Annotated in this window: 12 protein-coding genes, 1 tRNA gene and 1 pseudogene; 10 read left to right on the top strand and 4 right to left on the bottom strand. The window is 70.7% G+C overall.

Annotated elements, in window-relative coordinates; genetic code table 11:
- Both ACWD11_RS16045 and ACWD11_RS16040 read right to left on the bottom strand, forming a co-directional pair.
- A pseudogene (locus ACWD11_RS16045) lies at positions 1 to 832 on the bottom strand (SUKH-4 family immunity protein); the annotation flags it as partial.
- Positions 833 to 840: 8 nt separating this feature from the next.
- Positions 841 to 1866: an SMI1/KNR4 family protein gene (locus tag ACWD11_RS16040; RefSeq protein ID WP_451283528.1), complete on the bottom strand. Its 1026-nt coding sequence runs from the start codon at positions 1864 to 1866 to the stop codon at positions 841 to 843.
- A gap of 289 nt (positions 1867 to 2155) precedes the next feature.
- On the opposite strand from ACWD11_RS16040, the gene ACWD11_RS16035 reads away from it, so the two are divergent.
- Both ACWD11_RS16035 and ACWD11_RS16030 read left to right on the top strand, forming a co-directional pair.
- Positions 2156 to 2686: a YwqJ-related putative deaminase gene (locus tag ACWD11_RS16035; protein ID WP_451283526.1), complete on the top strand. Its 531-nt coding sequence runs from the start codon at positions 2156 to 2158 to the stop codon at positions 2684 to 2686.
- A gap of 41 nt (positions 2687 to 2727) precedes the next feature.
- Complete coding sequence (locus ACWD11_RS16030) at positions 2728 to 3222, top strand: SUKH-3 domain-containing protein (RefSeq protein WP_389418325.1); 495 nt, start codon at positions 2728 to 2730, stop codon at positions 3220 to 3222.
- An 18-nt stretch (positions 3223 to 3240) separates the two neighbouring features.
- Here ACWD11_RS16030 and ACWD11_RS16025 read toward each other — a convergent pair whose 3' ends face one another.
- The gene (locus ACWD11_RS16025) at positions 3241 to 4557 is read right to left on the bottom strand and encodes a sensor histidine kinase (RefSeq protein ID WP_389418324.1); all 1317 of its coding nucleotides are present in this window, start codon (positions 4555 to 4557) and stop codon (positions 3241 to 3243) included.
- Between the two features lie 167 nt (positions 4558 to 4724).
- On the opposite strand from ACWD11_RS16025, the gene ACWD11_RS16020 reads away from it, so the two are divergent.
- The 8 genes from ACWD11_RS16020 (at position 4725) to ACWD11_RS15985 (ending at position 11221) form a co-directional block, all read left to right on the top strand.
- Positions 4725 to 5597 (top strand): hypothetical protein, encoded by an 873-nt coding sequence (locus ACWD11_RS16020; protein WP_451283524.1) that lies wholly within the window; start codon positions 4725 to 4727, stop codon positions 5595 to 5597.
- A 10-nt stretch (positions 5598 to 5607) separates the two neighbouring features.
- Positions 5608 to 5679, top strand: a tRNA-Gln gene (locus ACWD11_RS16015).
- A gap of 128 nt (positions 5680 to 5807) precedes the next feature.
- A complete protein-coding gene (glmU, locus tag ACWD11_RS16010; protein WP_389418322.1) occupies positions 5808 to 7256 on the top strand; it encodes a bifunctional UDP-N-acetylglucosamine diphosphorylase/glucosamine-1-phosphate N-acetyltransferase GlmU in 1449 nt (482 codons plus the stop codon).
- A gap of 144 nt (positions 7257 to 7400) precedes the next feature.
- The gene (locus ACWD11_RS16005; RefSeq protein ID WP_389418321.1) at positions 7401 to 8381 is read left to right on the top strand and encodes a ribose-phosphate diphosphokinase; all 981 of its coding nucleotides are present in this window, start codon (positions 7401 to 7403) and stop codon (positions 8379 to 8381) included.
- A 188-nt stretch (positions 8382 to 8569) separates the two neighbouring features.
- Positions 8570 to 9166 carry a 50S ribosomal protein L25/general stress protein Ctc gene (locus tag ACWD11_RS16000; protein ID WP_389418320.1) on the top strand — a complete coding sequence of 199 codons (597 nt, stop codon included), beginning with the start codon at positions 8570 to 8572 and terminating at the stop codon, positions 9164 to 9166.
- Between the two features lie 79 nt (positions 9167 to 9245).
- A complete protein-coding gene (gene pth / locus ACWD11_RS15995) occupies positions 9246 to 9848 on the top strand; it encodes an aminoacyl-tRNA hydrolase (protein ID WP_389418319.1) in 603 nt (200 codons plus the stop codon).
- 90 nt (positions 9849 to 9938) lie between these two features.
- Positions 9939 to 10427, top strand: a complete 489-nt coding sequence (locus ACWD11_RS15990; RefSeq protein WP_389418318.1) for a hypothetical protein — start codon at positions 9939 to 9941, stop codon at positions 10425 to 10427.
- 122 nt (positions 10428 to 10549) lie between these two features.
- Positions 10550 to 11221 (top strand): LPXTG cell wall anchor domain-containing protein, encoded by a 672-nt coding sequence (locus ACWD11_RS15985; RefSeq protein WP_389418317.1) that lies wholly within the window; start codon positions 10550 to 10552, stop codon positions 11219 to 11221.
- 77 nt (positions 11222 to 11298) lie between these two features.
- Here the strand turns inward: ACWD11_RS15985 and ppc are convergent, their stop codons facing one another.
- The gene (gene ppc / locus ACWD11_RS15980) at positions 11299 to 14040 is read right to left on the bottom strand and encodes a phosphoenolpyruvate carboxylase (RefSeq protein WP_451283520.1); all 2742 of its coding nucleotides are present in this window, start codon (positions 14038 to 14040) and stop codon (positions 11299 to 11301) included.
- Positions 14041 to 14173 lie beyond the last annotated feature (133 nt).

Below are 14173 nucleotides of genomic sequence, written 5' to 3'. Positions count from 1 at the left end.
CGGCCTGCGTCTCCGGCAAAACCCCACCACCAGCACCAGCCCCGGCACCGGACCCGGCCCCGGCGCCCGCACCAGACCCGCCCGGCGCATCGGCCGCCCCGGCATCCGGCCAACCCGCACCGGCCCCCGGCGCCCCGGCCTGCGTCTCCGGCAAAACCCCACCACCAGCACCAGCCCCGGCACCGGACCCGGACCCGGCGCCCGCACCGGACCCGCCCGGCGCATCGGCCACCCCGGCATCCGGCCAAGCCGAACCCGCCCCCGGCGCCCCGGCCTGCGTCTCCGGCAAAACCCCACCACCAGCACCGACCCCGGCACCGGACCCGGCGCCCGCACCAGCACCAGCACCGGACCCAACCGACCCACCGGACCCCTCATCAGGCCCCGCCGACGCACCGGCACCCACACCAGCCCCGGCCGACCCCCCGCCCGAGGTGTCCCCACCCCGGCGGCCGGGAATCCCCAGCTGATCCGCCGCCTCCTGCAACCACTCCGGAGGAGTCAGCAGGAACGACGTCTGGTTCAGATCCACCCGCGCCGAAGCCGCCGGCGCCGGTTCCGGTGCCTCGTCCGGGCGGCCGTACTCCTCCTCGTAGCGGCGGATCACCTCGCCCACCGGCAGCGCGGGCCACAGGCTCGCCTCGCCGCTGTCCCGGGCGATGACCAGCCGCTGCGCCCCGCCGTCCGAGCGCGGCCCGTCCGGGCGGTCCTCGGCCCAGACGACGAAACCCAGCTCGAACTCCCGCACCCGCACCTCCCGGTGCTGGTACGCGGGCACATCACCGTTGACCCACTCCTCCGCGCGCTCCTGCGCCTGAGCGAACGTCACCATCGCGAAACTCACTCCCCAGACCCGGAAGTAGACACCGGCACGGAACGGGCGAAACCGCCGTCGACCATCAGATTGGCCACCGTCTCCAGCTCGGGCGGAGAACCCGCCAGCCGGGAGAGGAAGACGTCGAAGTCGTCACCGCAGGGCAGCAGCAGCCGCTCCACCCGTTCCGCCGGCGACCACGCCGGATCGACGTCCCGCGCGTCGTCGTACGCGCAGAACCAGACCGAACCGTTCCGCTCGCCCTTGACCTTCACCGCCAGCAGACCGCCCTGGACGAAACCGACGCCCAGATAATCCTTGGTCAGATGGTCCCGCAGGCACTTGTTGACGTAGACGAGATCATTGACCGCCGCCTCCTCGCGCACCGTGAAGAAGGGCTGGTCGATCAGCAGGCCCAACTCCGCGTCCAGCGCGGTCCCCACCGGCGCGCAACCGCCCGCCGCCTTCAGGAACGACCGGTACGCGCCCGGCAGCCGGTACCCGAGGTCCTCCTCGACACCCAGCACCTGCGCCTCGCTCACCGCCACCCCCGACTTGGGCAGACCGATGTGCGCCGGACGCGTCTCCTGGAGCGGCCGGGTGCCCCGCTTGTCCTGGTCCACCGCCGCCGTGGCGATCCCGCCGTGATGCCGCAGCAGCGCCTTGACCTCGACCGGAACCAGCTCGAGCCGCCGCGAGGCCGCCGCGTGGTGCCACGTCCAGCCGTGCGGCGTCGCCACCGACGGCACCGTGTCCCACAGCTCATGACCGGAGGCCGCCAGCGCCGCGTTCGCCGACACGTAGTCCGTCAGGCGCAGTTCGTCGACGCCGAACCCCTCCGGCGGATCCGCGATCTCCGCGGCCGCCCGCGCGTAGGGCGAGAAGTCGGGATAGCCGTGCTCGTCGATCCGCACCCCACGCGGGTGACGGGCAGCCCGGACCGGATCCGGGAAATGCACGACCTGCCCGGCGTAGGCCGCGTTCGGCGGCGCGGCGTGTCCCCCGGCCTGGCGGCCGGGAGGCGCCCCCAGCCCGAGCCGACCTGTCGTCATGGCGGTTGCCCCCTGCGGCGTTCTGGTACGGCACGCACTGACCCTCCTCGGCCACTACGCCCCGTATCGACTGTCTCCACGCGTCAACCGCATGGATCGCGGTGCCGACAGCCTATGCGGTACGACGACACGGGTCACCGGGCACCGGTCAGGGCCCCTCCGCTTCCGTGACCAGCCGTCACCCCGCCGTGACAGCCTGCCCAAACCCGGGCGTGTCGCGGCGCCCCAGCTTCCGCACCAGCCACGCCATTTGGCACTCTGTGTCGTCCGGGGGGATGCACGGGAGGGGATGGCGATCATGAACGCGACGCAGACAGGACCACACGGGGGCCCGAGAACGAGCCCGTCCGGCGACCCCCGGGTCGGCTGGAGCGCCACCGAGGCCCGGCACGCCCCCACCCTGCGCCACCGCCGTGACGGCATACTCCCCACCGTCGCCGCCGCCCTCTCGGTCCGCGGCGCCACCCTCACCGGCACCGCCGCCCGCGGCGACCAGCCACCCGCGCTGCACCCACTGGTCCAGGACTTCCTCGACACCCTGACCAGCGCCCAACGCGACCGCTTCACCGGCCGCTGCGCCGAGACGATCCTGATCTCCCGGCACATCGCCGCCGCCGACGCCGCCCGCAGCAAACGTGCCGCCCGCAAACCGATGACCAACGGCGAGGCCCGCAAGGCCCTCAAGCAGGCCAAGCTCACCGCTCGCCGCATCCGCGAGGACGGCGACCCCCTGCACGGCAGCTTCGCCGCGCCCTGCCGCGCCTGCACCGCCCTCAGCGCCCACTTCGGCGTCCGGATCGTCGACCCGGCCGGCGACTGACGACCGACGCCCGTCCTTCACCCCCGCACGATAGAGGGCAGATGCACCCGGACCGCACCTCCACCACCCGCTTCCCCGTGCCCGTCGACGCCGCCCTGCGCGCCGCCGGCTGGCAGCCCGGACGCTGGGACATCAAGCAGGCCGAGATCTGGGCCGACGCCCTGCGCGACCACGCCTCCCCCGCGGGCCACCGGCACACCGTCTTCCCCGCCGCGGTGGAGGCCTGGGCGGAGTTCGGCGGACTGCACATCACCCCGCCCGGACCGGGCCGCCAGGTCGCCCCCGCCAGCGTCCACCTCGACCCGCTGCACGGCCTGCACATGGCCCGCACCCTCGGCGACCTCGGCCGCGCCCTCGACACCGAGGTCTGCCCCCTCGGCGCGGAAACCGACACCGACGCCCTGCTCGCCATCGACGCCGAGGGCCGCGTCTACACCCTCGACCACACCGGCGACTGGTACCTCGGCCCCGACATCGACCTGGCGCTCAGCACCCTCGTCGCGGGCACCGAACCGGTACGGCTCACCGCACCCTGAGCCACCCGCACGCCGCCCTCACGCCGCCGGGATCACCGCCGACACCCGGAACCCCCCGGCATCCGTCGGCCCCGACACGAACACCCCGCCCAGCGCGGCCACCCGCTCCTTCATCCCCACCAGGCCGTTGCCGCCCGACGGCAACCGCGCCGAGGACGCCGACGACGCCTCCGGCGGGGGCTCGTTCTCCACCTGCATCGCGATCTCGGCGACCCGATGAGCCAGCCGTACGTGCGTCTTCGCACCCGCCGCGTGCTTGTGCACGTTGGTCAGCGCCTCCTGCACCACGCGGTACGCCGTCTGCTCCACCTCGGGCGGATAACCCCGGGCGTCACCCTCGACCGACAGGTCGACCACCATGCCCGCCGCCGCGGACTGCCCGATCAACTCGTCCAGCTCCGACAGACACGGCCCCTCGGCCGAACCCCCCTCGTCCTGCGCGGCCCGGGAAGCCGCCGCCGCGGCCGCCGCGCCGACCGCCGCCAGCGGCACCACCGGACGCCGCCCCGCGAGACCGTCGGTGGCACGCAGCACCCCGAGCATCTCGCGCAGCTCGGTCAGCGCCTGCCGGCCCATGTCACCGACCAGGGCGGCATTCTTGACCGCCTTCTCCGGATCCTTGCGGGCGACCGCCTGGAGCGCCGCCGCATGCACGACCATCAGGCTCACCCGGTGCGCGACCACGTCGTGCATCTCCCGCGCGATCCGGGTGCGCTCCTCACCCCGCGCCCACTCGGCCCGCTCCTCCGCGCGCTCCGCAAGCAGTTGCAGCTCCCGCTCCAGACTGTCCGCCCGCTCCCGCAGCGACTCCATCAGCCGCCGGCGCGCGCCCACGTACAGCCCGAGCAGCAGCGGGGGCGCGGTCATCCCCAGCGAGGTGGTGATCGCGCCGAACGGCACGAACCAGTCCCCGAACTGAAGATCGCCCTGGTCCACGCCTTGGCGCAGCCACACGAACGTCACGATCAGCATGCCCACCTGGGACATGCCGGCCAGCGCGCCGATGATCCGGCGGGGCAGTTCGGAGGCGGCCAGGGTGTACAGGCCGACGACGATCATCAAGAAGCCCATCTGGGCGGGCATGACGGCGATCGAGACCAGCACGACCGCGATCGGCCACCGCCGCCGCACCACCAGCACCGAACCGGCCAGCACCCCGAACAGCACACCCACGAACGCCGGGATCCCCGCGTCCGCCGCGAAGCCGAACCCTTTCGCCCCGCACTCCAGCGCGGACACCGCGGCCAGACCTATGTCCAGCGCGGCACTGCGCCACCTCGCCCACCACCACGGCCCGGCCAGGGCCCCGGTGTGCTCTTCCCCCGTCGTGGTCATGACTCCAGCCTACGGGCGGGGGGCGGGCCTTTTCCGGTGAGTTTCCGGGACTGGCCTACACCACAGGACCGGACCGACGGGAGGCGAAACAACCCGAAATACCTCGAACTACTGAATCGCTCACCGTTCGACCATGGAACCGATCATTCCGTCCGGACGGTATGCCTATGGCACATCCACCGACCAAATACACCGACTTCGAAGCGCTGCGAGAGCGGGCGACGGCCTTGCGCCGAGCGGGACTCAGCCGACGCCGGATCCGCGACGAACTCCACATCGACAACAACGACCTCCTCAACCGGCTCCTGGAGGGCGAGCCACCTCCGCAATGGACGAAGCGCCCGAACGCGAAGGACGACCTCAGGTACAAAGCACGCGAGCTACGACTCCAGGGCTGGACGTACGACCAGATCCAGGTGGAGCTGGGCTGCTCGAAGAGCTCGATCTCCCTGTGGGTACGCGACCTGCCGAAGCCGGAGCGACGCGATCCGGCGGATCAGGCGAAGCTGGCGGCGCAGAAGCGCTGGGAGCACGAACTCGCCGTGCGCGACGAGCAACGGCAGCACGTCAAGGCTGCGGCCGCAGCGGAGATCGGCAAGCTGTCCAAGCGGGAACTCTTCATCTTGGGCGTTGGTCTGTACTGGGCCGAGGGCACCAAGGACAAGCCGCATGCCCGGCGGGAGCGGGTGGCTTTCGTCAACAGCGACCCCGGCATGATCCGCCTGTTCCTTGCCTGGCTAGACCTGCTCGAAGTCGACAGAGAGCGCATCGGCTACCGCGTGATGATCCACGAGTCCGCCGACGTCGAGGCAGCCGAGACGTACTGGGCGGACATCGCTCGGGTCGACCGCAGCGCCTTCGCCAAGACAACCCTGAAGCGGCACAACCCGAAGACCGTCCGCAAGAACACGGGCGATGAGTATCGCGGCTGCCTGGTGCTCACCGTCCGGCAAAGTGCCGAGTTGTACCGTCGCATCGAAGGCTCTTGGTACGGCATAGTGTTGGGAGCCACCCAGCAGATCGGCGATATGCCCGATTAGCCGGGTACATTCCCCCGTGGTGTAATCGGCAACACACGTCACTTTGGATGATGTATTTCAGGTTCGAGTCCTGGCGGGGGAGCAACTGCTCGGTTCGGGTCCTGACGGCCAAACAGTGCCAGTCAGGACCCGCTCCCATAACCCCCGCGAAACGCCCCGGTATCCTGCGGATGTCACCCCTCCCCATCCCAAAAGCCGAAGGGCAACCCCGTGAGCGCCATTCGCCCGGCAGCCGTCGTCGTTCTCGCAGCGGGTGAGGGCACCCGTATGAAGTCGGCCACACCCAAGGTCCTGCACGAGATCTGCGGCCGCAGCCTCGTGGGTCATGTGCTGGCCGCCGCGCGTGAGTTGCAGCCCGAGAACCTCGTCGTGGTCGTCGGCCACGCCCGCGAGAAGGTCACCGCGCACCTCGCCGAGGTGGACGCCGAGGTGCGTACGGCCGTGCAGGCGCAGCAGAACGGCACCGGGCACGCCGTACGGATGGCCCTCGAGGAGCTGGGCGGCGCCGTCGACGGGACCGTGGTCGTCGTCTGCGGCGACACCCCGCTGCTGACCGGCGCCACCCTCCAGGCCCTGGCCGCCACCCACTCCGCCGACGGCAACGCCGTGACCGTGCTGACGGCCGAGGTGCCGGACGCGACCGGGTACGGCCGGATCGTGCGGGACGGCGCCTCGGGTGCCGTCACCGCGATCGTCGAGCACAAGGACGCCGACGCGTCCCAGCGGGCGATCCGGGAGATCAACTCCGGGGTGTTCGCCTTCGACGGGCAGTTGCTCGCGGACGCGCTGGGCAAGGTCCGTACGGACAACAGCCAGGGCGAGGAGTACCTGACGGACGTCCTGGGGATCCTGCGGGAGGCGGGCCACCGGGTGGGGGCTTCGGTCGCGGGGGATCACCGCGAGATCGCCGGTATCAACAACCGCGTGCAGCTCGCCGAGGCGCGGCGGATCCTCAACGACCGGCTCCTCACGGACGCGATGCTGGCCGGTGTGACGGTCGTCGATCCGGCGACCACCTGGGTCGATGTCACGGTGAGCTTCGAGCAGGACGCCGTGGTGCACCCGGGCACCCAGCTGCTGGGCGCCACGCATCTCGGTGAGGGCGCGGAGGTGGGCCCGAACTGCCGGCTGACCGACACCCGGGTCGGTGCCGGGGCGCGGGTCGAGGCCACGGTGGCGGATCGGGCCGAGGTGGGCGCGGAGGCGACGGTGGGGCCGTACGCCTATCTGCGGCCGGGGACCCGGCTGGGTGCGAAGGGCAAGATCGGCACGTACGTCGAGACGAAGAACGCCTCGATCGGTGAGGGGACGAAGGTCCCGCATCTGTCGTACGTCGGTGACGCGACGATCGGGGACCACACGAACATCGGTGCCGCCAGTGTCTTCGTGAACTACGACGGGCAGGACAAGCACCACACGACGATCGGGTCGCACTGCCGGACCGGTTCGGACAACATGTTTGTGGCACCCGTCACGATCGGGGACGGGGCGTACACCGCCGCCGGGTCCGTGATCACCAAGGACGTACCGCCCGGTTCGCTGGCCGTGGCCCGTGGTCAGCAGCGGAATATCGAGGGCTGGGTGGCCCGTAAGCGTCCTGGGAGCGCGGCGGCGAAGGCGGCCGAGGCGGCGTCCGGGCGGCCGGAAGACGAAAGCTGACTGGAAACAGGCACGTCGGGGACGGCGTACCGTGATAAGTGCACATCCGCACCTAACCAGCTGAGACGGCCGCTCGCACCCAGTCGGGACGGGCTGGTGCGGCCTCTCGACACCCAGCTGAGACACCTCTGAGGAGACAGTGCTGTGACCGGGATCAAGACGACCGGCGAGAAGAAGATGATGTTCTTCTCCGGCCGCGCCCACCCCGAGCTTGCCGAGGAGGTCGCCCAACAGCTGGGTGTCGGGGTCGTCCCGACGAAGGCCTTCGACTTCGCCAACGGCGAGATCTATGTGCGCTATCAGGAGTCGGCGCGTGGTGCGGACTGCTTCGTGATCCAGAGCCACACGGCTCCGATCAACCAGTGGATCATGGAGCAGCTGATCATGATCGACGCGCTGAAGCGTGCGTCGGCCCGCTCCATCACGGTCATCGTGCCGTTCTACGGTTACGCCCGTCAGGACAAGAAGCACCGCGGCCGTGAACCCATTTCGGCGCGTCTGATCGCGGACCTGATGAAGACGGCGGGTGCCCACCGGATCCTCACGGTCGATCTGCACACGGACCAGATCCAGGGGTTCTTCGACGGTCCGGTGGATCATCTGTTCGCGCTGCCGCTGCTGGCGGACTACGTGGGCCGCAAGGTCGACCGCGCCAAGCTGACGGTGGTCTCGCCGGACGCCGGCCGGGTGCGGGTCGCCGACCGCTGGTGCGACCGTCTGGGCGCGCCGCTGGCGATCGTGCACAAGCGGCGTGACAAGGACGTGGCGAACCAGGTGACCGTCCACGAGGTGGTGGGTGAGGTCAAGGGCCGGGTGTGCGTCCTGGTCGACGACATGATCGACACGGGTGGCACGATCTGCGCCGCGGCCGACGCGCTGTTCGCGCACGGTGCCGAGGACGTCATCGTGACGGCGACGCACGGTGTGCTGTCGGGTCCGGCGGCGGACCGGCTGAAGAACTCCCGGGTGAGCGAGTTCGTGTTCACCAACACGCTGCCGACGCCGGGTGAGCTGGCCGGCGACCTCGACAAGATCACGGTGCTGTCGATCGCGCCGACGATCGCGAGCGCGGTGCGTGAGGTGTTCGAGGACGGTTCGGTCACGAGCCTGTTCGACGAGCAGTGAGCCGCTAGATCGATTTCGTACGGCCTCCCCTGCCGAGTAGACTGCTCAGGTTGCTCGGCGAGGGAGGCCGTTCTCCGTGAGGTGCACTCATGGGGGTTCGGTGATCCGTTATCGACGCGCTCTTCGTAGCAGGCCGTTCGTGGCCGGGTGACCCTGTCCGTTTCTCACCCATACGAGGAGTGATCGTTATGTCCGAGGTGAAGATCTCCGCCGTCACGCGCAGCGAGTTCGGCAAGGGTGCCGCCCGCCGCATCCGCCGTGACAGCAAGGTTCCCGGTGTGCTGTACGGCCACGGTTCCGACCCGCTGCACCTGACCCTGCCGGGCCACGAGCTGCTGCTCGCGCTGCGTACGCCGAACGTCCTGATCGCCCTGGACATCGACGGCAAGACCAACGAGCTGGCGATCCCGAAGTCCGTGCAGCGTGACCCGATCAAGGGCTTCCTGGAGCACGTCGACCTGCAGCTCGTGCAGCGTGGCGAGAAGGTCAACGTCGAGATCTTCGTGCACACCGAGGGCGAGCTGGCCGCCGGTGGCAACCTGCTGGAGCACGTGCTCAACGCGCTGCCGGTCGAGGCCGAGGCCACGCACATCCCCGAGTCGGTCACGGTGTCCATCGAGGGCCTGTCGGCCGGTGACTCCATCCTCGCCAAGGACATCGCCCTGCCGAGCGGTGTGAAGCTCGCCGTCGACGAGGACGCGGTCGTCATCCAGGTCCTGGCCGCGCAGGCGGAGGAGGCCCCGGAGGGCGAGGCCGCCGAGGGCGACGAGACCGCCCAGGCCTGAGCCTGACCTGTTCACTGACCGCAGCAGGCCGACAGCCGCCGTTTCCCCGGAAGCGGCGGCTGTGGCGTATCAAGGAGACATGGACGTGACTTCCGACCCGAGCGCCCCTTGGATCGTCGCCGGTCTCGGCAACCCCGGGCCCGAGTACGCGATGAACCGGCACAACGTCGGGTTCATGGTGGCGGATCTGCTGGCCGAGCGGATCGGGGGGAGGTTCAAGCGGGCCGGGAAGGCGCAGGCGCAGGTCGTGGAGGGGCGGATCGGGCCGCCGGGGCCGCTGAGCCGCCGGGTGATCCTGGTGAAGCCGATGTCGTTCATGAACCTCTCCGGCGGGCCGGTGAACGCGCTCAGGGACTTCTACAAGGTGCCGGTCGCCAACATCGTGGCCGTCCACGACGAGCTGGACATCGACTACGGCACCCTGCGGCTGAAGTTCGGCGGCGGGGACAACGGGCACAACGGTCTGAAGTCGATGACGAAGGTGATGGGCGCCGACTATCACCGGGTGCGGTTCGGGATCGGCCGGCCGCCGGGGCGGATGCCGGTCGCCGACTACGTGCTGAAGGACTTCTCCGCCGCTGAGCGCAAGGAGCTGGACTACTTCGTGGACCGGGCGGCGGACGCGGTGGAGAGCCTGGTCATCGAGGGGCTGGAGCGGGCGCAGGGGACGTACAACTCGTAGCGCCGATTTCTCTGCTCATCGCTCTCCCGCTGGAGTTCCCGGCAAGAGCGACATTGACTTTCAGCAAGGCAATGGCCAAAGATCACGGCCATGCCTACCGCCGTCATGTCCAGCCAGGGCGCCGTCACCGCACTGCGGTTCGGACGCGTCGCGGCCATGGGTACGGTCGCGGCGCTGATCCTGATCGCGGGCGTCTGGGCGTCGTGGGGGACCGCCCAGCACGTGATGCTCACCAAGGGGCGCGAGCGCGGCACCGTCGAGGTGACCCGCTGCGCCGAGGACACCTGCACCGGCCCGTACACCCCCCTCTCCCAGGGCTCGCAGCCCCGCGACCGCGTCGTCATCGAGCACACGGCCGCCGTCCGCAAGGGCAGCACCTACACGGTCATCATCAAACCGGGCTCCGACGACGTGGTCCGCTCCGGCCCGTCCGGCATCCTCTACGCCTGGGTCCCGTTGGGCGGCGCACTGCTGCTGGCCTCGGTCGTGGTGGCGGGCGGACTGCGCCGCACCCGGGCCGCCTGGGCCCTGGCGGGCACCGGAACCGCCTTGCTCACGGCGGCCTTTCTCGCCGTCTGAGCAGTAACCCTGTGAAGAAACCGAGTGTTCTCCCTTCGTGATTGACCTGGAGTCGGGGCCGGCCGGAAGCTGAGCCGCCCCCTCCACTTCCGCCCGTTCCCCCTCACGAAGCTGGACTGCCCATGCGTACCCTCACCCGCGCCGGCGCCCTGTCCGCCGTCGCCTCGGCGGCCCTGTTCCTCGCCCCCGCTGCCCATGCCACCCCGCCCGGGGACAACGGCACCGTGAAGATCCACGACGCCACCACCGACGAGGAGCTGCGCCACAACGAGCCCCGCGTCTGCTCCTTCTACCTCGACGCCTTCGGCTTCGACGGCGGCCAGCAGGTCGGCTGGCACATCGAGTCCTGGGCTCCGACGGCCGGCGTCAAGGGCGAGACCGTGAAGTCCGGCGAGCTCACCCTGGACAGCGAGGGCCACGGCCGCAGCGACGACATGACGCTGCCCGACGGCCACTACAAGCTGTTCTGGACCTTCGAGGGCGAGAAGGGGTCCGCCAAGCACAAGGTCTTCTGGACGGACTGCGAAGAGTCCGAGGAGTCCGAGGAGACCAGGGAACCCGGCAAGCCCGGGCAGTCCGGCATCCCGTCCCCGGACACGAGCGCCACCCCCACCGCCACTCCCACCTCCGGCGCCGAGTCGTCGGCCGCCCCCTCCCCCCAGGGCGGCGGCAGCGGCCCCGAGGGCGACCTCGCCGAGACCGGTAACGGCGCCCCGGTCGGCCTGCTGACCGGCATCGCGGCCACCCTGCTCGCCGCGGGCGGCTACCTCCTCCACCGCCGCCGCTCGGCCTGACCCGCCCCTCCCCAGAACACAGCGGTGCCCCCGAGCCGGTACGAGGCTCGGGGGCACCGCCGTTGTGCGAGGAACCGTCAGCCGGTGTTGCGCAGCCCCGCCGCCACGCCGTTCACCGTCAGCAGCAGCGCCCGGGACAGCAGCGGATCCGCCTGCTCCCCGGCGGCCGCCGCGTCGCGCTGGCGCTTGAGCAGGGCGACCTGGAGGTAGGAGATCGGGTCCAGATAGGCGTCCCGGATCGAGAAGGTCTGCTTCAGCACCGGGGTCGCGTCCAGCAGCTCCGCCTCGCCCGTCACCTTCAGCACCTCGCGCACGGTCAGCTCGTGCTCGGCCTTGATGGTCTCGAACACGTGCTTGAGCTCGTCGGGGACGAGGGTGTCGACGTAGTGCTGGGCGATGCGCAGGTCCGTCTTCGCGAGCGTCATCTCCACGTTGGAGACGAAGTTGCGGAAGAAGTGCCACTGCTCGTGCATCTCGTCGAGCACGGTGCCCAGGCCCGCCTCGCGCAGCGCCTTCAGTCCGCTGCCGACGCCGAACCAGCCGGGGACGATCTGCCGGGACTGGGTCCAGCCGAACACCCACGGAATGGCGCGCAGTCCGTCGAGGGAGACACCCGAGCCGGGGCGGCGGGAGGGCCGCGAGCCGAGGTGCAGGTCGGCGAGCTGGTCCACCGGCGTCGACGCGAGGAAGTACGTCGGCAGGTCCGGGTCCTCCACCAGGCGGCGGTAGGCGGCGTGGGCCGCGTCGCTCACCACGTCCATCGCCGCGTCCCAGCGGGCCAGGGCCTCGTCGGACTGGCGGGGGGCGGTGTGCAGGGCGGACGCCTGGAGCGTGGCCGCGACCGTCAGCTCCAGGTTCTCCCGGGCCAGCGACGGCACCAGGTACTTGTCGGAGATGACCTCGCCCTGCTCGGTCACCTTGATCTCGCCCTCCAGGGTGCCCCAGGGCTGGGCGAGGATCGCGTCGTGCGAGGGGCCGCCACCGCGGCCGACGGTGCCGCCGCGGCCGTGGAAGAGCCGCAGCCGTACGCCGTAGCGGTGCGCCACGTCACGCAGCCGCCGCTGCGCCCGGTGGATCTCCCACTGCGAGGTGGTGATGCCGCCGAACTTGGAGGAGTCGGAGTAGCCGAGCATGACCTCCTGAACGTCGCCCCGCAGCGCCACCAGACGCCGGTAGGACGGGTCGGAGAGCATGTCCTCCAGGATCGTGTCGGCGGCCTTGAGCTCGTCCGTCGTCTCCAGCAGCGGCACGATGCCGATCTTCGCCCAGCCGGCGTGCAGATCGATCAGCCCGGCCTCCCGGGCCAGCACGGCGGCGGCGAAGACGTCGTCGGCACCCTGGCACATCGAGATGATGTACGACTCGATGACCTCGGGCCCGAAGACCTCCAGCGCCCGTCTGACGGTCTGGAAGACCCCGAGCGTCTTCTCCCCGGCCGCGTCCACCGGCGCCGGTGAGGGGGCCAGCGGCCGCCGGGACCTGAGCTCCTTGGCGAGCAGCTTGCCCCGGTAGTCGCGCGGCATGTCCGCGTACCGCCAGGACTCCTCGCCGAGCCGGTCGAAGAGCTGGCCGAGGGCGTGGTGGTGGGCGTCGGCGTGCTCGCGGACGTCCATCGTGGCGAGCTGCAGGCCGAACGCGGACAGCGTGCGGATCGTGCGGTTCATCCGGCCGTCGGCGAACAGTCCCCCGCGGTGCTCGCGCAGCGAGGTCTGGATCAGCACCAGGTCGGTCAGCAGCTCGCTGGTGCCCAGGTAGTCGCGGCCCGGCTCGTGCGGGATGCCCTTGGCGAGGCGCTGCTTGGTGTTCTCCAGCTTCTGCCGGATGCAGGTGGCCTTGAGCCGGTAGGGCTCCTCGGCGTTCAGCCGCTTGTAGCGGGGGCTGATCTCCGGCAGGCGCTCCAGGTCCTCGTTCAGCGACTCCAGCAGCTCCTGGGTGGCGCCCGAGTAGCGGATGGAGTTCGACAGGAAGCCGCGCAGCTCGTCGATCATCTCCAGGGCGTCGTTGATGCCGTGCTCGTGCTGGAGGATCAGCACGTCCCAGGTGACCTGGGGGGTGACGTTGGGGTTGCCGTCGCGGTCGCCGCCGATCCAGGTGCCGAAGGTGAGCGGCCGGGTCTCGTCGGGCAGCTTGACCCCGACCCGCTCCAGCTCGGCGGTGAGGTCCTCCAGGACGTCCCCGACGGCGCCGGCGTGCAGCTCGTCGAGGTAGTAGATGGCGTTGCGGGCCTCGTCGGACGGCTCGGGGCGGACGACGCGCAGCTCGTCGGTCTGCCAGATGAGGTCGATGTTCTCCGCCAGACGGGTGTCGTAGCGGCGGCGGTCGGACTCGATGACCGGGGTCTCCAGCAGGGCGGCGATGCGCCGGAGCTTGTTCAGCACCGAGCGGCGCGCGGCCTCGGTGGGGTGGGCGGTGAAGACCGGGCGGACGTTGAGGTTCTTCACCGTCGCCCGCAGGTGCTCGGGGTCGGCGTCCTTCAGCCGGTCGGCCGTGCGGGCCAGCAGACCGCCCTCGGCGGCGCGCTTGGCGCGCAGCTCCCGGCCGCGGTGCACCTGCTCGGTGACGTTGGCGAGGTGGAAGTAGGTGGAGAAGGCGCGGACCAGCTTGGCCGCGGTGTCCAGTTCGGTGCCGCGCAGCAGCTCCGCCGCGGCCTCGCCGTCCTCGCGGGTGAGTCGGCGGACCCTCTCGACCAGCTCGAGAAGTTCCGGACCCTCCTGCCGGACGAGAGTCTCGCCCAGGAGATCGCCCAGCCGCCTGATGTCGGCGCGCAGCTCGGTGCTGGTCGACGTGGTGCTCGTAGTCAGGTCGTCGGCACTGCTCACAGATGCGGCTCCTTGCAGTGTTGAAGCTCGTCCGGGAGGGAACCCGTCAGCATGTCCCGCGCGGCGGCTGCCGCATCCGGGACGGAGATCCGGGAAAAATTCAGAGCGGACCGCGCTGTCCGACCGACTCCAA

It is taken from the genome of Streptomyces sp. NPDC002776, assembly GCF_053592195.1.
This window is presented reverse-complemented; position numbering and strand designations above follow the sequence as displayed.

Excerpts from the sequence above, each read along its gene's own strand:
- ACWD11_RS16020 (WP_451283524.1), top strand. The coding sequence starts at position 4,725 with ATGGCACATCCACCGACCAAATACACCGACTTCGAAGCGCTGCGAGAG.
- ACWD11_RS16035 (WP_451283526.1), top strand. The coding sequence starts at position 2,156 with ATGGCGATCATGAACGCGACGCAGACAGGACCACACGGGGGCCCGAGA.
- ACWD11_RS16030 (WP_389418325.1), top strand. The coding sequence starts at position 2,728 with ATGCACCCGGACCGCACCTCCACCACCCGCTTCCCCGTGCCCGTCGAC.
- ACWD11_RS16040 (WP_451283528.1), bottom strand. The coding sequence starts at position 1,866 with ATGACGACAGGTCGGCTCGGGCTGGGGGCGCCTCCCGGCCGCCAGGCC.
- ACWD11_RS15990 (WP_389418318.1), top strand. The coding sequence starts at position 9,939 with ATGCCTACCGCCGTCATGTCCAGCCAGGGCGCCGTCACCGCACTGCGG.
- ACWD11_RS16000 (WP_389418320.1), top strand. The coding sequence starts at position 8,570 with ATGTCCGAGGTGAAGATCTCCGCCGTCACGCGCAGCGAGTTCGGCAAG.
- ACWD11_RS15985 (WP_389418317.1), top strand. The coding sequence starts at position 10,550 with ATGCGTACCCTCACCCGCGCCGGCGCCCTGTCCGCCGTCGCCTCGGCG.
- pth (WP_389418319.1), top strand. The coding sequence starts at position 9,246 with ATGGACGTGACTTCCGACCCGAGCGCCCCTTGGATCGTCGCCGGTCTC.
- ACWD11_RS16025 (WP_389418324.1), bottom strand. The coding sequence starts at position 4,557 with ATGACCACGACGGGGGAAGAGCACACCGGGGCCCTGGCCGGGCCGTGG.